Origin of the sequence: Rathayibacter sp. AY1B8, from assembly GCF_002932775.1 — a bacterium.
Classification (GTDB): Bacteria; Actinomycetota; Actinomycetes; order Actinomycetales; family Microbacteriaceae; genus Rathayibacter.
In genome coordinates, this window is record NZ_PSWJ01000010.1 from 48,006 (window position 1) to 69,473 (window position 21,468).

A 21,468-nucleotide genomic window follows, 5' to 3' on the forward strand; every position below is an offset into this window, starting at 1 on the left:
CGCGAACGCAAAATCGGGCGCGCACTCAGTAGCCGGAGCCCGGGTCGACGCGGCCGACGAACGGCCCGCCGGCGGCACAGGCGGCCACGTTGGCGCGCACGCGCTCGGCCAGGAGCGGCGCGGTGATCTCGGGGGTGTCCGCGCTGTGGGGCGTGATCAGGCACCGGGGCTCGCTCCAGAGCGGATGCCCGTCCGGCAGCGGCTCGGGGTCCGTCACGTCGAGCGCGGCGCCCGCGAGACGGCCTTCGGCGAGGGCCGCGACGAGCGCGTCCGTGTCGACGAGGCTCCCCCGGGCGACGTTGACGAGCACGGCGTGGGCGGGGAGCCGCGCGAGCAGACCCGCGTCGACCATCCGCTCCGTGCCCGCGGTGGCGGCGGCGGCCAGGACCAGCACGTCGGCGTCCGCCGCGGCCTCGGCGAGCCGCGACGCCGGCAGGGTGCGGGCGGCGCCCTCCACCGGCTCGTCTCCGCGGCGGACGATCGTCACCCGGCAGTCGAAGACGGCGAGCAGCCGCAGGAGCTCGCGAGCGATCCCTCCTGCTCCGACGATCACCACGGAGGCGCGGTGCAGCGTGACCGCCTTCTTCGGCCCCCACGACACGGCGCGCGCCCGCTCCGGCAGCGAGCGCAGGAGGGCGAGCACCAGCGCGAGCGCGTGCTCGGCCACCGGCTCCGCGTAGGCGCCCTTGGCGCTGGTCCAGACGACGTCCGCGCGGGACGCGGCGAGCACGGGCGCGAAGACGTCGACGCCGGCCCAGGGCAGCTGCACCCAGCGGATCGACGGGTGCTCCTCCAGCACAGCGGCCAGCTCGTCCGTGCGGCCGTAGGACAGCCAGAGCAGCGCGTCCGGACTCTCGTCGAGTCCGACGACCACTCCACCGCCCGACTCCACCGCCTCGGCGAACACCGGCTTCGGCCGCGGGAGCACCGCGACGCGCGGGACGGTCACTGGTCGGCCGCCTCGACGCGCTGCGCTCGGGAGGCGTCGAAGCGCTCGTACTCGGCGAAGGCCGCTCCGAGCTCGCGCACGTAGGGGTGCCGGGCCTCGATCAGAACCTCCAGCAGCGGCCCGTACGCGACGACCTCGCCGCCGACGAGCACGGCGATCCGGTCGGTCGCCCGGCTCAGCACGTCGATGTCGTGGCTGACCACGACGGCGGCGAAGCCCTCCCGGCGCCGCAGGTCGGCGAGGAGGTCCACGATCGACTCGCGCACCGTCGCGTCGATGCCCGAGGTCGGCTCGTCGGCGATCAGCACCTTCGGCCCGAGCACGAGCGAGCGGGCCACAGCCACGCGCTGGCGCTGGCCGCTGGAGAGCTCGTAGGGGTAGCGGTCGAGCAGGAACAGCGGCAGGTGCACGGAGTCGAGCAGCGTCGCCACCCGCACCGCCGCGGCCTTCGGGTCGTAGTGGCGGTCGCGGAGGAAGATCGGCTCGGCGATCAGCTCCGAGACGGTCAGCTCGGGGCGGAGGGCCGCACCGGCGTCCTGCGCGAGATGCGCGACGTCGACGGTGAAGCGCTTGAGCTCGCGGGCGGGGAGCGAGCGGAGGCGGTGCCCCGCGACCGTCGCGTCCCCTCCGATGATCACCGGACGCGTGCGGCCGCCGTCGTGCCCCAGGCCGTCGCCGCCGAGCACGCGCGCGAGCGTGGACTTGCCCGAGCCGCTGCCGCCGAGGATCCCGAGCACCTCCCCCGGCTCCACGCGGAGGCTCACTCCCCGCAGTGCCGTCCACCGTCGGCTGATGCCGCGCGGCGGGTACTCGACGCTGAGGTCGTCGACGACGATGGGGGCCTGATCCTCGGCGGTCCGGCTCACGCCCGGCGCTCCGCCTCGACGATGCTGCGCAGGAGCTCGCGCCTCGAGGCCTGCTCGACCGGGTCGGGCACGGGCAGGGAGGCGAGCAGGCGCTGCGTGTAGGGGTGCTTCGGCGCAGCGAGCACCTCGGCCCCCGTCCCCTCCTCGACCAGCTCGCCGCGGTAGAGCACCGCGATGCGGTCGGCGAGCAGGTCGACCACGGCGAGGTCGTGGCTGATGAACAGGGAGGCGAAGCCGAACTCGCGCTGCAGCTCGGCGAACAGCTCGAGCACGCGGGCCTGCACCGACACGTCGAGCGCCGAGGTGGGCTCGTCGGCGATCAGCAGCTTCGGCTCGAGGGCGAGGGCCCGGGCGAGGCTGGCGCGCTGGCGCTGGCCGCCGGAGAGCTCGTGCGGGTAGCGGTCACCGTAGGAGCGGGGCAGCTGCACCGCCTCCAGGAGCTCGTCGACGCGCGAGCGCGCCCCGGCGGCGTCGCCGGCCCGTCCGTGCACGATCAGCGGCTCGGCGACGCACTCCGCGATGGTGAGCAGCGGGTTGAAGCTCGACGCCGGGTCCTGGAACACGAAGCCGATGTCGCCGCGGACCGGCCGGAAGGCTCGCTCGCGGATGCCGCGCATCTCCTTGCCGAGGACCTTCAGCGACCCGCCGGTCACCGGCGTCAGGCCCGCGATGGCGCGCCCGATGGTGGTCTTGCCCGAGCCGCTCTCGCCGACGAGGCCGAGCACCTCGCCCGCGCGGATGCGCAGCGAGACGCCGTCGACCGCGACGAAGCCGGGACGGCCGAGCCGGCCGGGGTACTGGATCCGCAGGCCCTCGGCGGCGACGAGCGTCTCGGCCTCGGGGGCCTCGGCGCGCTCGACGGCGCGGACGCGGGCGCGCTCGACGCCCTGACCCACGTGCGGGACGGCGGCGAGGAGCTTCCTCGTGTACTCGGCCTTCGGCGCCGAGAACAGCTCGGAGACCGTCGCCTCCTCGACCAGTTCGCCCTGGTACATCACGGCGACGCGGTCGGCCAGATCGGCGACGACGCCCATGTTGTGGGTGATCAGCACGATCGAGGTGCCGAACTCGTCGCGGCACCGGCGGAGCAGGTCGAGGATCTCGGCCTGCACGGTCACGTCGAGCGCGGTGGTCGGCTCGTCCGCGACGATCAGGCCGGGATCCAGAACCAGGGCCATCGCGATGACGACGCGCTGCTTCTGGCCGCCCGAGAACTGGTGCGGATAGTAGTCGACCCGCTTCTCCGGCTCCGGGATGCCGACGGTGCGCAGGACGTCGATCGCGCGCTTGCGCGCCTCCTTCTTCGAGACGGAGCCGTGAGCGCGCAGTCCCTCCGCGATCTGCCAGCCCACCGTGAAGACCGGGTTGAGGGCGGTTCCCGGCTCCTGGAAGACCATGGCGACGTCGGTGCCGCGCAGCTCCCGGAGGCGGGCCTTCGGCACGGAGACGACATCGGTCGCCGCGCTGCCGTCCTTCTTCGAGAGCAGGACCACTCCGGAGGCGGTGGCCGTCTCGGGCAGGAGGCCGAGGATGGTCTTCGCGGTCACGGTCTTGCCGCTGCCGGACTCTCCGACGATCGCCAGGACCTCGCCGCGCTCGACGCGCAGGCTCACGCCGGCGACGGCGCGGACGGCGCCGCGGTCGCTCGCGAAGGCGACCTCCAGGTCGGTGATGTCCACGATTGGACGCGCTGAGGCGTCCCGGACGATGCGCTGGTCGCTCATCGCGTCTCCTCCACTCCGGCGACGGGGTCGTGCCCCGGCGTCTCCAGGCCGTCGGCGGCGAGGACGCCGCCCGGCACGACGGACGTCGCGGCGACGTCGCCGGCACCGGCGGCCACCGCGCGCCGACCGCGCAGGCGCGGGTCGGCGAGATCGTTCAGGCTCTCGCCCACGAGGGTGATGCCCAGCACCACGAGCACGATCGCCAGGCCCGGGAAGACCGAGGTCCACCAGATGCCGCTCGTGACGTCCGACAGCGCCTTGTTGAGGTCGTAGCCCCACTCCGCGGCCGACGTCGGCTCGATGCCGAAGCCGAGGAAGCCCAGGCCGGCGAGGGTCAGGATCGCCTCGGAGGAGTTCAGCGTGAAGATCAGCGGCAGCGTGCGCGTCGCGTTCCGCAGGACGTGGCGGAACATGATCCGCGGCGTCGACGCTCCGATGACCTTCGCCGACTCGACGAAGGCGTCGCCCTTGATCCGCACGGTCTCGGCCCGGATCACGCGGAAGTACTGCGGGATGTAGACCACGGTGATCGAGACCGCCGCGGCGAAGATGCCGGCCCAGAGGTTCGACTGCCCGCCGGAGATGACGATCGACATCACGATCGCCAGCAGCAGGGTCGGGAACGCGTAGATCGCGTCGCAGATCACGACGAGCACGCGGTCGAGCCAGCCGCCGAGGTAGCCGGAGACGAGGCCGAGGAAGACGCCGAGGAAGATGGACAGGACCACGGCGACGACGATCACGAGGAACGCGGTCTGCGCTCCCCAGATCACTCGCGAGAGGACGTCGTAGCCGCCGACGGTGGTGCCGAGCAGGTGCTCCGCGCTCGGCGGCTCCTGCGCGCCGAACGACTCGCCGCCCGAGCGCAGCTGCGAGTAGCCGTAGGGCGCGATGAGGGGCGCGAACAGGGCCACCAGCAGGAACGCGCCGGTGATGATCAGGCCGGTGACGAGCATCCCCCGCTGGAGGCCGACGCTCTGCCGGAGCTGGTGGACGACCGGCAGGCGGTCGACGAGGCGGCGGCGCGGACGCGCCGGGGAGGTGGTGCTCATGCTCAGTACCTCACTCGCGGGTCGATGAGCGCCGCGATGACGTCGACGATGAAGTTGGTCAGCGCCACGATGACGGCGAGCAGGGCGACGATGCCCTGCACGGCCACGAAGTCGCGGGCCTGGAGGTACTCGGCGAGCTGGAAGCCGAGGCCCTTCCACTCGAAGGTGGTCTCGGTGAGGACGGCGCCGCCGAGCAGCAGGGCGATCTGCAGGCCGATCACGGTGATGATCGGGATGAGCGCCGGCCGGTAGGCGTGGGTGCGGACGAGCCGGAACTCGCTGACGCCGCGCGAGCGCGCCGCGTCCACGTAGTCGGTGCCGAGCGTGCCGATCACGTTGGTGCGCACCAGGCGCAGGAAGATGCCCGCGGTGAGCAGGCCCAGCGCGACGGCGGGGAGCACCGCGTGCGAGAGCACGTCCGAGATCGCGGCCGGGTCGCCGGTCTGGATCGCGTCGATCAGATAGATGCCGGTCTTGTTCTCGAGGAACTGGAGCGAGAGCTCGGTGCTCGTCGAGGCGCGCCCGGCGACGGGGAACCACTTCAGCCAGACGGAGAACACCAGCTTCAGCAGCAGGCCCGCGAAGAACACCGGGGTCGCGTAGCAGAGGATCGCGAAGATGCGCAGCACCGCGTCGGGCGTGCGGTCGCGGTGGTAGGCGGCGAGCATCCCGAGCGGGATGCCGACCAGGAACGCCACGATCAGGGCGTAGAAGGCGAGCTCGACCGTCGCAGCGCCGTAGGTGAGGAGCACCTCGGTGACGGGGCGGTTGTCGCTCAGGGTGGTGCCGAAGTCGCCGGTCAGCAGCTTGCCGAGGTACTCGAGGTACTGCACGATCAGCGGCCGGTCGTAGCCGGCGGCGGCTACGCGCTCGGCGAGCTGGTCCGCGGTCAGGCGGCCGCCGAGGGCCGCCGTGATCGGGTCGCCCGTGGAGCGCATGAGGAGGAACACCAGCGTCACGAGGATGAAGACGGTGGGGATGATGAGCAGGAAGCGGACGAGCAGGTAGCGCCCGAGTCCGCCCCCGGAGCCGCGCGGTCGCCGGGTGGGCGCCGTCGCCGCAGCCGTCGTGGCTGTCGTCACGTGATGCCTTTCGTGGAGAACGGCCGGCGCCTCCTGTCGGGGAGGCGCCGGCCGCGAGGGGGGTGGATCAGCCCTTGCTGAGTGCCGCGTAGCGGAACTTGAACGAGGCGTCGAGGGTGTCCTCGGCTCCGCTCACGGTGCTGCCGACGACCGCGACCTGCGAGCCCTGCAGGTAGGGGACGGTCGAGAGCTGCGCCGCGACCTTCTCCTGGATCTGCTCGATCAGCGCGGTGCGCGCGTCGGCGTCGGTGGTCGAGACCTGCTGCGCGATCAGGCTCTGCACCTCGGCGTCGTCGAAGTGGTTCGCGAGGAAGTTCTCCTTGATGAAGAACGGCGAGAGGTAGTTGTCGGCGTCGGAGTAGTCGGGGAACCAGCCGAGCTGGTACGCCGGGTAGACGTCGCTCGAGCGGTCCTTCGAGTACTGCACCCACTCCGTGGTCTGCAGGTTCACGGTGAAGAGGCCGGTCGACTCCAGCTGGTCCTTGATCAGCGCGTACTCGTCGCCCGAGGACGGACCGTAGTGGTCGTTCGAGTACTGCAGGTTCAGGGTGACCGGAGCGGTGACGCCGGCGGCCTCGAGGGTCGCCTTCGCCTTGTCCGCGTCGGGCGCGCCGTTGCCGTCGCCGTAGAGCGACTTGAGCGGCTCGACCGCGCCGGTCAGGCCGGCGGGGACGTAGGAGTAGAGGGGGGTGTAGGTGCCCTTGTAGACCTGGTCGGCGATCTCGTCGCGGTCGATCAGGTCGGCGACGGCCTGGCGCACGGCGAGGGCCTTGGCGCTGTCGGCCTCGCCGGTCGTCGCACCGAAGGGCTGGGTGTCGAAGTTGAAGACGATGTAGCGGATCTCGCCGCCGGGGCCGTCCACGACCTTGACCGTGTCGTTGCCGCGGAGGTCGTCGATGTCCGTCGCCGAGAGGCTGCGGAACGCGACGTCGATGTTCCCCTCCTGGATGTCCAGCTTGAGGTTGGACGAGTCCGCGTAGTACTTGACGTTGACGGTGTCCGTCTTCGCCTCGCCGAGAACGCCCTGGTAGTCCGGGTAGGCCTTGTACTGGATGAGGTTGTTCACGTCGTAGTTCGCGATCGTGTACTGGCCGGCGAAGGCGTCGCCCGAGACGATGTCGGCGTCCGCGGTCAGCTCGTCGGCCGAGAAGACCTCCTCGTCCACGATCGGGCCGGCGGGGCTCGAGAGGATCTGCGGGAAGGTCTGGTCGTTCTCGGACTTCAGCGTGAAGACCACGGTCGTGTCGTCCGGAGCCGCGACGCTGTCGAGGTTCGCCAGGAGCGAGGAAGGGCCGTTCTCGGCCGCGATGCCGACCTGGCGGTCGAAGGAGAACTTCACGTCGGAGGAGGTGAGGTCGTGGCCGTTGGCCCACTTCAGTCCCTCCTTCAGCTTCACGGTGTACTCCGTGGGAGCGGTGAACTCCGCCGACTCGGCGATGTCGGGCTCGACGTCCGGGCTGCCGTAGGGGGTGTTCATCAGGAACGGGAACACCTGGTTCATCACGGCGAACGAGCCGTTGTCGTAGGAGCCCGCGGGGTCGAGCGTCGTGATCTTGTCGGTGGTGCCGATGGTCAGGGCCCCTCCGGCGCTTCCGCCGGACGAGTCGTTCCCGCCGGCGGCGCAGCCCGTCAGCACGAGCGCGACCGCGGCGAAGCCTGCGGCGGCGGCCAGTGCACGGGTGCCGCGAGTGGATGCGGAATTCATCTCCGTCTGCCTCTTCCTGTCAAGGATGGGATGCGGGCGCGCTCCGGGCGCGCGGACTCTCGGCACACAGATCTCCTGTGGGCTGTGGCGTCACGACACTGGACGCCCGCATTGCTGTTCCTCATAGGTAACACAGTTGGAAGCGCTCTCCGAACCGGCACGGGCGTGCGGCCGATTTCTTCACACGACCGCAACACGCTCACTCCGTGCGCAGCGCCCGCTTCTCGCGCTCGAGCTCGACCAGGCGCACCTGCACCGCGCGCGCCATCACCGGATCGGCGGACGCGCGCTGGAGCGCCCCGCGCAGCTCGGCGATCTCGCGGAGCAGATCGCGCTCGATGAGCGAGATCGCCACGTCGCGGGAGTAGCGGGCGAGCCCCTCCTCGTCGGCGGCCGGGATCGGCGCCACCGCGAGCTGGCGCACCAGCGAGGCGAAGGGACCGGGGACGTCGTCGGCGACGTGCTCGACCCAGTCGCGGTCCTCCGCCCGCTCGAGGTTCGCGACCACGGCGTCGCGGACCACGCGGAGGGTCTCGTTGGTGACCGCCGCGTGCGCCGCCCGGGCCAGGAGCTCCGGACCCATCGCCTGCGGAAGCTGGAGCATCGCCATCAGCGCCTCGCGCTCGATGCGCGTGACGACGTCGACGGGGAGGTCGGCGATGCGCGCGCCGAGGGGCGCCTCGGCCGCGGACGATTCGCCGCCGCTTCGCCCGCCCTGCTGGTCGCGGCCCTCGGGTCCGAAGGAGCGGGGCCGGGATCCGGCGGAGCGCACGGCGGAGTTGACCTCGGCCATGTCCAGGCCGAGCATCCGGGCGAGCTCGCGGGAGTAGCCGGGCCGCAGCGCCGGGTCGCGGATCTCGGCGACGACCGGGGCGGCCGCGCGCAGGGCCGCGATCCGGCCCTCGACCGTCTCGAGGTCGTAGCGGTCCAGCAGCTGCCGGATCACGAACTCGAACATCGGCTTCTTGTCGTCGATGAGGCGGCGGACGGCGTCGTCTCCGCGGTTCAGGCGGAGGTCGCAGGGGTCCAGGCCCTCGGGCGCGACGGCGACGAAGGTCTGCGCGGCGAAGCGGTGCTCCTCCTGGAACGCGCGCATCGCCGCCTTCTGGCCCGCCGCGTCGGGGTCGAAGGTGAAGACGACCTCGCCGACGCCGCTGTCGTCGCCCAGCACCCGGCGCAGCACCTTGATGTGGTCGACGCCGAAGGAGGTGCCGCAGGTGGCGACTGCGGTGGTGACGCCGGCGAGGTGGCAGGCCATGACGTCCGTGTAGCCCTCGACGACGACCACCCGGTGCCCGCGGGAGATGTCCCGCTTGGCGAGGTCGAGCCCGTAGAGCACCTGGGACTTGTGGTAGACGGGCGTCTCGGGGGTGTTGAGGTACTTGGGGCCCTTGTCCTCCTCGAGGAGGCGGCGGGCGCCGAAACCGACGGTCTGGCCGGTCACGTCGCGGATCGGCCAGACGAGGCGGCCGCGGAAGCGGTCGTAGACGCCGCCGCGGTTGTTGCTGCTGACCAGGCCGGCCGTGGTCAGCTCCTCCTCCGAGAAGCCGCGGCGCTTGAGCGCGGTGGTGAGCCCGTCCCAGCCGTCGGGTGCGAAGCCGACGCCGAAGCGGTCGGCGGCGGCGCGGTCGAAGCCCCGCTCGCCGAGGAAGCGCCGACCGACGTCGGCGCCCGGGGTCGCGAGCTGCTCGCGGAAGTACTCCTCCGCGGCGTCGTTCGCGGCGAGGAGGCGCGCTCGCCCGCCGGTCTCGGGCGCGCGGCCGTCGCCGTCCTCGTACTGCAGCGGGAAGCCGATCCGCCCGGCGAGGCGCTCGACGGTCTCGCTGAACGAGCTGTGGTCCATCTTCATGACGAAGCTGTAGACGTCGCCCGACTCCTGGCAGCCGAAGCAGTGGTAGAAGCCGGCCTGCGGGCGGACGTGGAAGCTGGGGCTGCGCTCGTCGTGGAAGGGGCAGAGGCCCTTCAGCGAGCCGATGCCGGCCGACTTCAGCGTGACGTACTCGCCGATCACGTCGCCGATGTTCACCCGCGCCTTGACCTCCTCGACATCTGACTGTCGGATCCGAGGCATGGGGTCCATCGTATCGGCCGCCGGGGCCGCCGAGCCGGGGTGGGGAGAACTGCACCAGGGCGGCGCGGATCACCCCGAGACCTGTGATCCACCCGCACCCCGAGATCAGGGTCATCCCTGATCCGCACCCGCCCGCCGTCTCCGAGGATCGACCCATGCCCCCTGCCGCCTCCGGCCCGCCTCTCCTGCGTGCTCTGCTCGTCGCCCTGCTCGGCGGTCTCGTCCTGGGCGGGCTCACCAGCCTGCTGCAGGGCTCCCTCCCGCCGTCGGTGAGCTCGTTCGCCAACTCCTCCGGGGGCTGGTCCATGCTCGTGTTCGCGCTCGTACGCCTCGGCGGCGCCCGACCGGCGGCGGCGACCGCTCTCGGCCTGCTGAGCTTCTGGGCGCTGCTCGAGGGCTACGACCTGGTGACCGCGGCGTGCGGCTTCGGCTACTCGCCTCCCTTCACGGACGTCTTCTGGCTGCTCGCCGTCCCCGCCGGGCCGATCCTGGGCGCCGCCGCCGCACTCACCCTCCACGGCTCGAGGACGTGGCGCGTCCTGGCTGTCGCGCCGCTCTCGGGCGTGCTGATCGGCGAGGGCGTCTGGGCGCTGGGCGTGGTCGCCGACACCACGAGTCCGGTGTACTGGTGGCTCCAGATCGTCCTGGGCGCGGGCTTCCTCGTCCTGGGCGTCGTGCGGAGGAAGCCGCGCGCACTCGTCTCGCTCGCGGCGCTCGGCGTCACCGCGGCGGCCGCCGTCGCCTTCTCCGTCGTCTACTCCGCGCTGTGAAGCGTTCGAGAGGGTCGTCGCGGACCCTCCGCGCACTCGCGGGTTCCGCCCTCCTCCTGGCCCTCGCCGGGTGCACCACCACCGCGGACGCCCCGGTCGCGCCGCCGTCGTCCGCCTCCGTGCCGTCGTCGGCGTCCTCCGCCACCCCTCCTCCGATCGACGTCTCCGCCGAGCTGGCCGTGCTCGAGAACGAGTTCGACGCCCGGATCGGCGTCAGCGCCGTCGACACCGGCTCGGGTCGCCGGGTCGATCACCGGGCCGACGAGCGCTTCGGCTTCGCCTCGAGCCTCAAAGCCCTCGCCGCGGCGGAGTTCCTGCGCACCGTCCCCGCCGCCGAGCGGGACGAGGTGGTCACCTGGACCGTGGCCGACGTCGAGGCGGCGGGCTACTCCCCCGTCACGGAGGAGAGCGCCGCCACCGGCCTGCCGCTGTCGCAGCTCGCCGAGGCGGCCGTCCGCCGGAGCGACAACACAGCGCTGAATCTCGTCCTCCGGCGCCTCGGCGGACCCTCCGCCCTCGACCGAGGACTGGAGGCTCTCGGCGACACCACCACCGAGGTGGTGAACGAGGAGCCCGCTCTGAACACGATCGAGCCCGGCAGCATCGACGACACCACCACCCCGGCCGCATTCACGGCGGACCTCGTCGCGGTCGCCACAGGTGACGTGCTGTCCGCGGAGGACCGGGCACTCCTGCTCGACTGGATGAGCGGCAACGCGACCGGCGACACTCTCGTCCGGGCGGGCGCTCCGGCCGGCTGGAGCGTCGCGGACAAGTCCGGGGGCGCCGGCGGGATCCGCAACGACGTCGCCGTGGTGACGCCTCCCGGGCGGGACGCGGTCGTGCTGTCGATCCTCTCGTCGCGCAACGACCCCGAGGCGGACTACGACGACGCGCTGGTCGCCCGAGCCGCGGCCGTCGTGCTGGGAGCCCTGCGGTAGCGTCCGCCCGGCGTCAGCAGTGCCGGTTCACGTAGCCCGGTGCGCCACGGGGGACGACGTCGCGGTCGCGGAGGGTGACCGAGATGCTCCGGCCCTGCGCGGCGCAGGCCTCGGAGTAGGCGGACCGGCCGTTGTCGGTGTACTCGATCTCGTAGACCTGGCGCCCGTAGACGTCCGTGTACGCCGCGCACTCGTCGTAGACCTGGCACTCCTCGACGACGGCGAAGTCGAAGCCGACCGTCCTCTTCCCGGCAGCGGCGAGATCGGCTCCGTTCTTCTGGCCGATCGCCAGGCCGGAGCGGTGAGCGCGCGCCGTCAGGAGGGTGGCGAACGCCAGCGCCTGCGACTTCGTCAGCCTCCCGCCCGAGCGGGTGTAGCTGTCCAGATTGTCGGCCTCGACGGCGTCGAAGCCGTCCTCGGCGCAGCCGTCGATCCAGGCGCCGACGATCGCGAGCAGAGCGGTCCGCTTCGCGGCGGTCGAGACGTCGAAGAGGTACTCGTCCGGCCAGCCCGGATCGGCGAGGGGCTTCCCGTCCGCTCGCCTCACCAGGAGCTCGGGGTGCCGCTTCGCGAAGGCGGCGCTCTCGCCGGGCTGGGTCTGGAAGGCGTTCACGTAGCAGATGCTGTAGCGGCCGGCGGCGGGCGCGTCCGTGCGGTCGCGGTCGACGATGGTGACGCTCGACGCCGGAGCGTAGGCGCCTCCCAGCTGGTCGTCGAGGACGCCGTTCGCGGGAGGGAGCAGCGGAGCCGCCGAGGCCGCGGCGGGCTGGACCAGCAGCAGCCCCGCGACGACCAGGGCGAGGAGGCCGAGACGGGGCCGACGCGGCCTCATCCGGGAGCTCCCGGCGTGCGCCCTGCGGCTCGCACGCCCGTGGCCGCCGGCAGCGCGCCGAGTGCGAGCTCGCCGATGACCGCGATGCGGTCCGCCGGTGCTCCGTCGCGGGCCTGCGTCGACATCCCGCTGAGCACGGCGACGACGAAGGCGGCGACGGATCCGGCGTCCGTCTCCGGCGGCACGTCGCCCTCCTCGATCCCGCGCTCGACTCGTGCGGCGACGAGCGCCTCCATCTCACGGCGACGGGCCTCGAGCCGCGGCTCGCTCAGCACGAAGCAGCCGGCAGGTGTGCCGGGCGCGGAGTACCCCTCCGCACTGACGCGGACGACGGCGGCGACGGCCTCGCGCGCCGTGAGCCGGTGCGAGTACAGCATCGGCTTGCTCATCCCCGACCGTGCCGCGATGCGGTCGACCCGCGCTCCCGCCAGCCCGTGCGCCGCGAACTCCTCCGTCGCCGCCTCGAGGATCCGCTGCCGTGTCCGCTCCGCTCCCACGCCCTCACCGTACCCGCCGCCCCGCGCCCCTCCGCGCCTCGCGGTGCGGTGCCCTCCCCGCCCTCCGAGCCGACCGGCCGACCCGCACACCAGCACATCGCCTCAGACGACGCACCCGGCTCCCTGGAACCCGCCATCCCGCAAGCCGACCGCGGTGACGCCTGGCGGTGACCGGCGTGCCCCGGCACCGCTGAACGGCCGATCCGCGTGCCAGCGGATCGCCCCAGGCGGACGCACCCCGCTCCACGAAACGCACCACGTCGCCAAGCCGACCGCGCCACGCCGGGCAGGGACCGGCGTGGAATCGAGCACCGCCGACCGCGCCGAGCCAGGCAGAGACCGGCGTGCCACCGGCACCGCCGAACGGCCGATCCGCGTGCCAGCGGATCGCCCTAGGCGGACGCACCCCGCTCTACGAAACGCACCACCCCGAGAGGCCGACCGCGCCACGCCGGGCGAGGACCGGCGTGGAATCGAGCACAGCCGAACGGCCGATCCGCGTGCCAGCGGATCGCCCTAGGCGGACGCACCCCGCTCCACGAACCGCACCACCCCGAGAAGCCGACCGCGCCACGCCGGGCGAGGACCGGCGTGCAATCGAGCACCGCCGAACGGCCGATCCGCGTCCCAGCGGATCGCCCTAGGCGGACGCACCCCGCTCCCTGGAACGCACCACCTCGACAAGCCGACCGCGGTGACGCCGGGCAGGGACCGGCGGCACAGCTGAGCCGGGCGCCGCCCGGCTCAGCGCATCAGCACAGCCTCTCGAACCAGGCGAGGGCGCTCTGGTCGGTGAGGTTGGCGACCTGGTCGACGACGACGCGGCGGCGGGCGTCGTCGTCGGGGGCGGCGTGCCAGTCCTCGGCGAAGCCGGGCTCGAGGGTTCCCGGGCCGCGGTCGAGGAGGGTGTCGGCGAGGCGGGTGAGGACTTCGCGCTGCTGGGCGTAGATGGGCTGGCGGGTGTTCCGCGACATCACGAACGTCGCGACGATCCCCTTGAGCACGGCGATCTCGGCCTGCTGCTCGCGGGGGACGACGACGTGGCCGCCGAAGCGGACGAGGTCGGGGTGCTGGTACGCCTCGCGGGTGGCCTCGGTGGCGGCGGCGGCGAAGCGGCCGATGAGCTGGCTGGTGAGGTTCTTGAGCCGGGCCTGGTCGCGGCGGGAGCCGTCCCAGGAGGAGACCCACACGTCGAGCGAGTCGAGACGGTCGAAGGCGGCGACGAGCTCGTCGTGTCCGACCTCCCCGCCGACCCAGGAGTGCATCGACTGCACGAGGTCCTCGTGGTCGGCGCGGGAGCCGAGTGCTTCGACGTCGATGTAGCCGGAGACCACCGCGTCCTCGAAGTCGTGCACGGAGTACGCGATGTCGTCCGAGAGGTCCATCACCTCGGCCTCGATGCAGCGCACCCCCTCGGGGGCGCCCTCGCGCATCCAGGCGAACGCGGGGGCGTCGTCGGCGTAGAACCCGAACTTGGCGCGCCCCGACGGGTCCGCGACCGAGCGCGTGTCGGGCCAGGGGTACTTGCAGCTCGCGTCGATGCTGGCGCGGGTGAGGTTCAGCCCGTAGGGGCGGGCGTCGTCGCCGAACACCTTCGGCTCGAGCCGTGTGAGCAGCCGGAAGGTCTGCGCGTTGCCTTCGAAGCCGCCGATCCCCTCGGCCCAGGTGTTGAGCGCGCGCTCGCCGTTGTGCCCGAACGGCGGATGCCCGATGTCGTGCGCGAGGCAGGCCGTGTCGACGACGTCGGGGTCGAGGTCGAGGCTCGTGGCGAGCTCCCGGCCGATCTGCGCCACCTCGAGCGAGTGGGTCAGGCGGTTGCGCGCGAAGTCGACGCCCGCCGTGGGGCTGAGCACCTGGGTCTTCGCGGCCAGGCGGCGGAGCGCGCTGGAGTGGAAGAGCCGGGCGCGGTCGCGGGCGAAGTCGGAGCGGCGAGTCGAGTGGTCCTCCGGCAGGAATCGCTCGGTGTCGACGAGCGAGTACCCCCAGAGCGCGCGGTCATCCACCGCTGTTGTGGATCTCGGCGGCCGAGACCGCGTCGCGCTGCCCGGCGTCGAGCTCGCGGGACTCGAGCCAGCGGTCCGGGAGGGAGGGGACCTTGGGCGAGCCGGCGCGGCCCCGCTGCCCCTCGGCCGCCTCGCCCGGGTAGGGCTGCGTCCAGTCGAGCGTCGCCAGGAGCTCGTCGAGCTGCGCGAGCGACTCGACGGTGGCCAGGCGAGCGCGGAGGTCGCCGCCGACGGCGTAGCCCTTGAAGTACCAGGCGACGTGCTTGCGGATGTCGCGGCAGCCGCGCTCCTCGCTCTCGAAGAAGTCGACGAGCAGCTCCGCGTGGCGGCGGAACGCCTCGGCGACCTGTCCGAGCGAAGGGCGGAACCGCTCGTCGGAGCCGGCGAACGCGGCGGCGAGGTCGCCGAAGAGCCAGGGGCGCCCGAGGCAGCCGCGACCGACGACGACTCCGTCGCAGCCCGTCTCGGCCATCATCCGCAGCGCGTCCTCGGCCGACCAGATGTCGCCGTTGCCCAGCACGGGCACGCTCGTGACCGTCTCCTTGAGCGTGGCGATCGCCGACCAGTCGGCGTGCCCGCTGTAGAACTCGGAGGCGGTGCGCGCGTGCAGCGCGATCGACGCGACCCCGGCGCCCTCGGCGGCACGGGCGGCCTCGAGGTAGGTGAGGTGGTCCGGGTCGATGCCCTTGCGCATCTTGACGGTGAGCGGGACGTCGCCGGCGGCCTTCACGGCGCCCTCGACGATCTGCCGGAACAGCGGGAGCTTCCACGGCAGGGCCGCTCCCCCGCCCTTCCGGGTGACCTTGGGCACGGGGCAGCCGAAGTTGAGGTCGATGTGGTCGGCCCGGTCCTCGGCGACGAGCATGGTGACCGCCTCGGCGACGGTGACCGGGTCCACTCCGTAGAGCTGGATCGAGCGCACCGACTCGCTGGGGTGGTGGCGGATGAGGCGCATCGATTCCGGCGTGCGCTCGACGAGCGCGCGGGAGGTGATCATCTCGCTCACGTAGAGGCCGTTGCCGAACTCGCGGCAGAGGCGGCGGAACGCCGTGTTGGTGATGCCCGCCATGGGGGCGAGCACCACCGGCGCGTCGAGTTCGAGGGGGCCGATCCGGAGCGCCGGCGCGGTGCGCGCGGGCGGGGCGGCCGTGAGAGTGGAGGACATCGGTATCGATTCTCCCAGATCCTGTGTTGGGGAAGGCGGAGTGACGAGCGGAGAGGTGGAGAGATGAACGGGAGCACACCTGTGGAGGACGGTTCGCAGCGGCTGGAGGCGGACGCGTCCGCCCGCGGCCTTGCGGTCGAGATCGTGGAGAGGCCCGCTGCCGGCAGCCTGCACGAGGCGGCCGCGCTGCTCGGCATCGAGCCCGGCGACATCGTGAAGTCGCTCGTGGTGAAGCGCCACGACGGCGGCTACCTGTTCGCCCTCGTCCCCGGCGGGCGGCAGATCGCGTGGCCGAAGCTGCGCGCGGTGGTCGGAGTGAACAAGCTCCGCCTCCCGGACGAGACGGCCGCCCTCGAGGCGACCGGCTACCGGCGCGGCACCATTACCCCGATCGGCTCCACGACGGCCTGGCCGGTCTACGCCGACGAGCGGATCCTCGGCCGCCGCGTCGCGATGGGAGCCGGCGCCGACGGGCGCAGCGCCTTCGTCGACGCGGACGCCCTCGTGGCCGCCTACGGCGCGACCGTGGCCGACATCACCGTGGAGGAGCCTCCGCGCTGATCGGCGGCACCTCGGCCTGCGCTTCCGCGGCCTGCGGCACGGCGCAGACGCCGTCCTCGCACAGCGGCACGCCGGAGTCGCCCAGCATCTCGAACGGCCCGCTCACGCGACGGCCGCCCGCTGCTCCAGCACGTGCTCGAGGACCTCGGTGAACGCCGCCGGCTCCTGGGCGCCGGAGACGCCGAAGCGCCCGTCGAGGACGAAGAACGGCACCCCCGAGATCCCGTACTCGCGGGCCTGGGCGATGTCGGACTGCACCCGCCCGAGGTAGCGCCGGTCCTCGAGAGCGCGGCGCGTCTCCGCCGGGTCGAGCCCGACCTCGCCGGCGAGCGAGGCGAGCACCTCCGGATCGGCCAGGTCGCGGCCCTCGACGAAGTACGCGCTCAGGAGACGCTCGACGAGCTCGAGCTGCAGTCCGTTCTCCTTGGCGTGGTGGAGCGCCTGGTGGGCGGTGACCGTCTTGACGTGGCGCACCGACTCGAAGTGGTAGTCGAGGCCGACGCTCGCCGCGATCGCCGTGACGGAGTCGAGCATCTGCTGCGCCTGCACCTCCGGGATGCCCTTGTGCTCGGCGAGGAACGCCGCCTCTCCCCCGCGGTAGTCCTCCGGCGTGTCCGGCGAGAGCTCGAAGCTGCGGTACTCCACGACGACCTCCGGAGCCTCGGGGTGCGCGGCGCGGAAGGCCTCGAGCCCGCGCTCGAACCGGCGCTTCCCGATGTAGCACCAGGGGCAGGCGATGTCGGACCAGACGTCGACGGAGAGGGGGCTCGGCTCAGCACTCACTCCCAGGACAACGGAGGGGGCGCCCCGCTATTCCCGCAGCACGCGGACGAGCTCGTCCACGTCGGACTCGTCGTTCCAGAGGTGGAAGGCGATGCGGAGCCGGCCGCCGCGGCCCGAGACGCGCAGACCCGCAGCCTGCAGCAGCTCCAGGTCCGCTCCCCCCTCGTCCGGCCAGGACACGAGCGCCCGGTGCTGAGGCTCCCGGTCAAGCCGCTCGCACAGCAGGTCGCCGAGGCCGGAGGCGTGCGCCCAGACCGCGTCGAGGTCGAGCGAGCGGAACAGAGCGAGCGACGCCTCGGCGCCGGCGAACGCCTGCCAGGCCGGCGAGACGTCGAAGCGGCGGGCGTTCTCGGCCAGGTGCATGGCCGGTCCGTAGCAGGACGACCACACGTCCTCCCCCGAGTACCAGCCCGCCTGCACGGGGACGAGCTCGGCCGCGTAGGCGGGCGAGACGGTGAGGAACGCCACTCCGCGCGGCGAGCACAGCCACTTGTAGGCGTGGGTGAGGGTCGCGTCGAAGCGGGAGGCGTCGACCGGCAGGACGCCGACCGCCTGCGTGAGGTCGCACGCGGTCCGCACTCCGTGGCGCGCGGCCGCCTCGAGGACGGCGTCGAGATCGGCGAGCGCTCCGCTGCTGGACTGCACGGCGGAGAAGACGACGAGGTCGTCCCCGTCCTCGACGGAGTCGGCCAGCGCCTCGAGCGCGACGGAGCGCACGGTCACTCCGCGGTGCGCCTGGGCGAGGAAGGGGAACACGATGGAGGAGAAGTCGCCGTCCACGCAGAGCACGCGGGCCCCGTCGGGCAGCGAGGCGGCGAGCACGGCGGCCATGGCGGAGGTCTGCGAGCCGATCGCGACACGGTCGACCGGGACGCCGGCGATCGCGGCGAACGAGGCACGCGCGCGCTCGGCGACAACGCCGTAGGCGGCGGCCGTGCTCTCCCCGGACGACCAGCCGTCGAGGTCCGCCCGCAGCGCCTTGACGGTCTCCCGCGGCGGCAGGCCGAGGGTGCAGGCGTTGTGGTAGCCGCGGGCACCGGCGAAGCGCGCGCGCAGGTCGGCGGAGTTCGGCAGTGCGGTGCTCACCTCTCGAGGATGACGCTCCGGAGCCGGATCGCCAAGACCGGGGAGCGACCGGGCGCGTCGGCGCCGGGCCCGGTCAGCGGGCGGCGAGGGCGTGCGCCTGCTCGAGCACGGCGACGACCTCGCGGGCCTCGCGGACGTCGACCGGCGAGGGAGCGCCGTCCTGGAGGGACCGCGCGACCTGCTCGAGGAACGCGGCGTATCGTCCCCGCTCACTCGGCACGGGGTGTGCGCCGGAGTCGTCGACGAGGACGCCCCATCCCTCCGGCGCGACCTCGCCGAAGCCGTCGTCGTCCGGTCGGGCGCCGCCGGTGCGGAGCGCGGTCTCCTGCGGGTCGAGGCCGTCGACGCTGAAGGCGGCGCGGGTGCCGAGCACGCGGAAGCGGGGGCCGGTCGCCCGGGCGACGCGGCTCATGGTGAGGTGGGAGCGGACGCCGCTGTGATGCAGGAGCGAGACGAACGCATCGTCCTCGCTCGCCGAGCCCTCGTGGACGGTCCGGGTCTCGGCCGCCGTGACGACCGCCGGGCCGAACAGCAGCAGCGCCTGGTCGACCAGGTGGCTGCCGAGATCGAAGAGGATCCCGCCGCCCTCGGCCGAGCCCGTCTCGCTCTGCCACCGGCCCGTCTTCGGCGCGCTCCAGCGCTCGAAGGTCGACTCGAAGCGGAGGACCTCGCCGAGGACGCCTTCGCCCAGGAGGCGGCGGAGCGTGAGCAGATCGGCGTCCCAGCGCCGGTTCTGGAAGACGAAGACGGGCGCACCGCTCCGCTCGGAGGCGGCGATGACCGCGTCCGCGTCGGCCGTGCTCGGTGCGAAGGGCTTGTCGATCACGACGGCGACCCCGGCCTCGAGCACCCGGACGGCCTGCTCCCGGTGCACCGACGGCGGCGAGGCGAGCACGACCAGCTCCGGCCGCTCGGCGAGCACCGCGTCGAGGTCGGGCACGATCCGGGCCTCCGGATGCGCGGCGGAGGCCGCGGCCCTCCGACCGGCGTCGCGGGTGGAGACGGCGACGACCTCGAAAGCGGGATCCGCCGCGAGGAACGGACCGTGGAAGACGCTGCCCGCGAGCCCGAAGCCGACGATTCCGATCCGGATCACGAGGAGGCCCCCGGCACGTCGACCGCGCCGCCGAAGCGGCGGGAGCGGCCGGAGTAGTGCTCGATCGCGTCCCAGAGGTCGGTCCGCGTGAAGTCGGGCCAGAGCCGGTCGAGGAACACCATCTCGGCGTAGGCGCTCTGCCAGAGCAGGAAGTTGCTGGTGCGCTGCTCGCCGGAGGAGCGCACGAAGAGGTCGACGTCCGGCATCTCGGGCACGTAGAGCGCCCGGGCGATCGTCTTCTCGGAGATGCCGGAGGGCTTGAGCCGCCCCGCCTGGACCTCGGCGGCGAGCCGCTGCACCGCGTCGGCGATCTCGGTGCGCCCGCCGTAGTTGACGCACATGGTGAGGGTGAGCACGTCGTTGTCCGCGGTCATCCGCTCGGCGAACTGCAGCTCGTTGATCACCGACGCCCACAGGCGCGGCTTCCGCCCGGCCCAGCGGATGCGCACGCCCCACTCGTTGAGCTGATCGCGGCGGCGGTGCAGCACGTCGCGGTTGAAGCCCATCAGGAAGCGCACCTCCTCGGGCGAGCGCTTCCAGTTCTCGGTCGAGAACGCGTAGACGCTGAGGTGCTTCACGCCGATCTGGATCGCTCCGGCCACGACGTCCAGCAGCGCCGTCTCGCCGCGCTTGTGCCCCTCGATCCTCGTCAGGCCGCGGGAGTTCGCCCAGCGGCCGTTCCCGTCCATCACGATGGCGACGTGCCCCGGAACGGCCTTCCGCGGGATCGCGGGCGGGTGGATCCCGGTCCAGTCGAGGGGGCGGTACGGCTCGGCGTCCTTGTGGGTGAAGGGCTTCATCGGGTGACGTGCTCCAGGGATCTCAGACCGCGTTCGAGGTGGAACTGCGTGTAGGCGGCGACCACTCCGCTCGCCCGCGACCGCGTGGTCGGCTCGGTGGTCTCGGCGTGGGCCCAGTCTCCCGTGAGCAGTGCGCCCAGCAGGACCACGACCTCCGGAGCGACCCGCGGTGCGCCGGGCGGCGTGCAGTCGGCGCAGACGACGCCTCCGAGCTGCACCACGACCGCGCCGTGGGGCCCGGGGGCGCCGCAGCGCGCGCAGTCCTCGAAGCTGGGCGCCCAGCCCGCGATCGAGAGCGCCCGCAGGAGGTAGGAGTCGAGCGTCAGCACCGGCTCGTGCTCGTGCTTCGAGAGCGAGCGCAGGGCCCCGACGAGCAGCAGGTACTGCTGCAGGGAGGCGTCCGCGTCGGTGAGGCGGTCCGCCGTCTCGACCATCGCGCTCGCCGCCGTGTAGCTGTCGTAGTCGGCGGCGATCAGCGCACCGTAGGCGCCGAGCGACTCGGCCTGCGTCACGATGTCGAGGCTCCGGCCCTCGTAGAGCTGGAGGTCGGCGACCATGAACGGCTCGAGCCGCGAGCCGAACTTGGAGCCGGTCTTGCGCACGCCCTTCGCCACCGCGCGGATCTTGCCGTGGCTGCGCGAGAGCAGCGTCACGATGCGGTCGGCCTCGCCCAGCTTGTGCGTGCGGAGCACCACGGCTTCGTCGCGATAGGTGGGCATCCTCCGATTATCCCCCCGACCCCCGACACCCGGCTGGCAGCCCGGCCGGGGCAGGGCCCTCGCCGTGGAACGATGTCCGGGTGGCAGCCTCCCTCTTCGAGATCCCGGCCTGGGCCGACCTGCTCGCGATCGCCATCGGCTGCCTCCAGGGCGCGATGTTCGCGGGCGAGTTCCGCGACCGCCGGATCGACCTGCTCGGCGTCACGATCATCGGCACGGCCACCGGCCTCGGCGGCGGCGTGCTCCGCGATCTTCTGCTCCAGACGCCCCTGGTGGCCCTGCACACCGACGCGTACCTGATCGTCGCGGTGACCGCCTCCCTGCTCGGGATGCTGCTCCAGCACCTGCTGAACCGGGTCGACGGGACGATCACCGCTCTCGACGCGCTGACCCTCGGGCTCTTCGGCGCGATCGGCACCACGAAGGCCCTGTCGCTCGGCGTGCCGGAGGTGCCGGCCGTGTTCGTCGGCACCGTCTCGGCCGTCGGCGGATCCGTGGTCCGCGACATCCTGCTGAACCGGCCGATCGCGCTGATGCACGTCGGCTCGCTCTACGCGGTCGCGGCCTCGGTGGGCACGGGCGTCCTGGTCCTCGCGCTGCGCTTCGGAGTGACGATCGACTTCGCCGCGCCGCTCGCGGTGGGCGTGACCACGGTCATCCGCCTGCTCGCGGTCCGCTACGGCTGGAGCCTGCCCGAGCAGCGCGCGCTCAGCGGGGTGCCGCGCCTGCGCTGGCGCCGCCGGACCTAGCGGCGGCCGACCCGGAC

General features: G+C 72.8%; 20 protein-coding genes. 4 read left to right on the plus strand and 16 right to left on the minus strand.

Going from position 1 to position 21,468, the window contains the following annotated elements:
• Positions 1-25: 25 nt before the first annotated feature.
• From C5C63_RS08320 to dnaG, 7 genes are all read right to left on the minus strand, one after another.
• Positions 26-949 (minus strand): NAD(P)-dependent oxidoreductase, encoded by a 924-nt coding sequence (locus tag C5C63_RS08320; RefSeq protein WP_258063520.1) that lies wholly within the window; start codon positions 947-949, stop codon positions 26-28.
• A complete protein-coding gene (locus C5C63_RS08325) occupies positions 946-1,815 on the minus strand; it encodes an ATP-binding cassette domain-containing protein (protein ID WP_258060485.1) in 870 nt (289 codons plus the stop codon). Before C5C63_RS08325 ends, C5C63_RS08320 begins: the two co-directional genes overlap by 4 nt.
• Complete coding sequence (locus C5C63_RS08330; RefSeq protein WP_104226684.1) at positions 1,812-3,539, minus strand: ABC transporter ATP-binding protein; 1,728 nt, start codon at positions 3,537-3,539, stop codon at positions 1,812-1,814. The genes C5C63_RS08325 and C5C63_RS08330 overlap by 4 nt, the downstream gene beginning before the upstream one ends.
• Positions 3,536-4,591, minus strand: a complete 1,056-nt coding sequence (locus C5C63_RS08335) for an ABC transporter permease (protein ID WP_104226685.1) — start codon at positions 4,589-4,591, stop codon at positions 3,536-3,538. Before C5C63_RS08335 ends, C5C63_RS08330 begins: the two co-directional genes overlap by 4 nt.
• A gap of 2 nt (positions 4,592-4,593) precedes the next feature.
• Positions 4,594-5,673, minus strand: coding sequence for an ABC transporter permease (locus C5C63_RS08340; RefSeq protein WP_104223444.1), 1,080 nt, complete (start codon positions 5,671-5,673; stop codon positions 4,594-4,596).
• Between the two features lie 67 nt (positions 5,674-5,740).
• The gene (locus C5C63_RS08345) at positions 5,741-7,378 is read right to left on the minus strand and encodes an ABC transporter substrate-binding protein (protein ID WP_104223443.1); all 1,638 of its coding nucleotides are present in this window, start codon (positions 7,376-7,378) and stop codon (positions 5,741-5,743) included.
• 199 nt (positions 7,379-7,577) lie between these two features.
• A complete protein-coding gene (gene dnaG / locus C5C63_RS08350; RefSeq protein ID WP_104295887.1) occupies positions 7,578-9,449 on the minus strand; it encodes a DNA primase in 1,872 nt (623 codons plus the stop codon).
• Between the two features lie 155 nt (positions 9,450-9,604).
• Between dnaG and C5C63_RS08355 the strand changes: the two genes are divergently transcribed.
• Positions 9,605-10,219 carry a DUF6518 family protein gene (locus C5C63_RS08355; RefSeq protein ID WP_104325847.1) on the plus strand — a complete coding sequence of 205 codons (615 nt, stop codon included), beginning with the start codon at positions 9,605-9,607 and terminating at the stop codon, positions 10,217-10,219.
• A complete protein-coding gene (bla, locus tag C5C63_RS08360; RefSeq protein ID WP_104325848.1) occupies positions 10,216-11,160 on the plus strand; it encodes a class A beta-lactamase in 945 nt (314 codons plus the stop codon). Before C5C63_RS08355 ends, bla begins: the two co-directional genes overlap by 4 nt.
• 13 nt (positions 11,161-11,173) lie before the next feature.
• Here the strand turns inward: bla and C5C63_RS08365 are convergent, their stop codons facing one another.
• The 4 genes from C5C63_RS08365 to dusB form a co-directional block, all read right to left on the minus strand.
• Positions 11,174-11,992 (minus strand): endo alpha-1,4 polygalactosaminidase, encoded by an 819-nt coding sequence (locus tag C5C63_RS08365; RefSeq protein WP_104325849.1) that lies wholly within the window; start codon positions 11,990-11,992, stop codon positions 11,174-11,176.
• On the minus strand, positions 11,989-12,489 hold the full coding sequence (locus C5C63_RS17380) for a TetR family transcriptional regulator (protein ID WP_181110583.1): 501 nt from the start codon (positions 12,487-12,489) through the stop codon (positions 11,989-11,991). Before C5C63_RS17380 ends, C5C63_RS08365 begins: the two co-directional genes overlap by 4 nt.
• Positions 12,490-13,241: 752 nt before the next feature.
• Positions 13,242-14,492: a deoxyguanosinetriphosphate triphosphohydrolase gene (locus C5C63_RS08375; protein ID WP_104223438.1), complete on the minus strand. Its 1,251-nt coding sequence runs from the start codon at positions 14,490-14,492 to the stop codon at positions 13,242-13,244.
• Positions 14,485-15,657, minus strand: a complete 1,173-nt coding sequence (gene dusB, locus C5C63_RS08380) for a tRNA dihydrouridine synthase DusB (protein WP_104223437.1) — start codon at positions 15,655-15,657, stop codon at positions 14,485-14,487. Before dusB ends, C5C63_RS08375 begins: the two co-directional genes overlap by 8 nt.
• Before the next feature lie 63 nt (positions 15,658-15,720).
• Here dusB and C5C63_RS08385 point away from each other — a divergent pair, with 63 nt between their 5' ends.
• Positions 15,721-16,218: an aminoacyl-tRNA deacylase gene (locus tag C5C63_RS08385; protein ID WP_104223436.1), complete on the plus strand. Its 498-nt coding sequence runs from the start codon at positions 15,721-15,723 to the stop codon at positions 16,216-16,218.
• Between the two features lie 102 nt (positions 16,219-16,320).
• On the opposite strand, the gene C5C63_RS08390 is transcribed toward C5C63_RS08385, so the two are convergent.
• From C5C63_RS08390 to recO, 5 genes are all read right to left on the minus strand, one after another.
• Complete coding sequence (locus C5C63_RS08390) at positions 16,321-17,001, minus strand: DsbA family protein (RefSeq protein ID WP_104292605.1); 681 nt, start codon at positions 16,999-17,001, stop codon at positions 16,321-16,323.
• Between the two features lie 27 nt (positions 17,002-17,028).
• Entirely contained in the window at positions 17,029-18,087 is a 1,059-nt protein-coding gene (locus C5C63_RS08395) for an aminotransferase class V-fold PLP-dependent enzyme (protein ID WP_104292606.1), read from the minus strand.
• A gap of 73 nt (positions 18,088-18,160) precedes the next feature.
• On the minus strand, positions 18,161-19,183 hold the full coding sequence (locus C5C63_RS08400) for a Gfo/Idh/MocA family oxidoreductase (protein WP_104325851.1): 1,023 nt from the start codon (positions 19,181-19,183) through the stop codon (positions 18,161-18,163).
• Entirely contained in the window at positions 19,180-19,983 is an 804-nt protein-coding gene (locus C5C63_RS08405; RefSeq protein ID WP_104238220.1) for an isoprenyl transferase, read from the minus strand. Before C5C63_RS08405 ends, C5C63_RS08400 begins: the two co-directional genes overlap by 4 nt.
• Positions 19,980-20,702, minus strand: a complete 723-nt coding sequence (gene recO / locus C5C63_RS08410) for a DNA repair protein RecO (RefSeq protein ID WP_104223431.1) — start codon at positions 20,700-20,702, stop codon at positions 19,980-19,982. The genes C5C63_RS08405 and recO overlap by 4 nt, the downstream gene beginning before the upstream one ends.
• 80 nt (positions 20,703-20,782) lie before the next feature.
• On the opposite strand from recO, the gene C5C63_RS08415 reads away from it, so the two are divergent.
• Positions 20,783-21,451, plus strand: a complete 669-nt coding sequence (locus C5C63_RS08415) for a trimeric intracellular cation channel family protein (RefSeq protein WP_104223430.1) — start codon at positions 20,783-20,785, stop codon at positions 21,449-21,451.
• The last annotated feature ends 17 nt before the right edge of the window (positions 21,452-21,468 follow it).

Coding starts and splice junctions, on each gene's coding strand:
- C5C63_RS08330 (WP_104226684.1), bottom strand. CDS start 3,539: ATGAGCGACCAGCGCATCGTCCGGGACGCCTCAGCGCGTCCAATCGTG.
- C5C63_RS08335 (WP_104226685.1), bottom strand. CDS start 4,591: ATGAGCACCACCTCCCCGGCGCGTCCGCGCCGCCGCCTCGTCGACCGC.
- C5C63_RS08345 (WP_104223443.1), bottom strand. CDS start 7,378: ATGAATTCCGCATCCACTCGCGGCACCCGTGCACTGGCCGCCGCCGCA.
- dnaG (WP_104295887.1), bottom strand. CDS start 9,449: ATGCCTCGGATCCGACAGTCAGATGTCGAGGAGGTCAAGGCGCGGGTG.
- C5C63_RS08355 (WP_104325847.1), top strand. CDS start 9,605: ATGCCCCCTGCCGCCTCCGGCCCGCCTCTCCTGCGTGCTCTGCTCGTC.
- C5C63_RS08365 (WP_104325849.1), bottom strand. CDS start 11,992: ATGAGGCCGCGTCGGCCCCGTCTCGGCCTCCTCGCCCTGGTCGTCGCG.
- dusB (WP_104223437.1), bottom strand. CDS start 15,657: ATGTCCTCCACTCTCACGGCCGCCCCGCCCGCGCGCACCGCGCCGGCG.
- C5C63_RS08385 (WP_104223436.1), top strand. CDS start 15,721: ATGAACGGGAGCACACCTGTGGAGGACGGTTCGCAGCGGCTGGAGGCG.
- C5C63_RS08405 (WP_104238220.1), bottom strand. CDS start 19,983: ATGAAGCCCTTCACCCACAAGGACGCCGAGCCGTACCGCCCCCTCGAC.
- recO (WP_104223431.1), bottom strand. CDS start 20,702: ATGCCCACCTATCGCGACGAAGCCGTGGTGCTCCGCACGCACAAGCTG.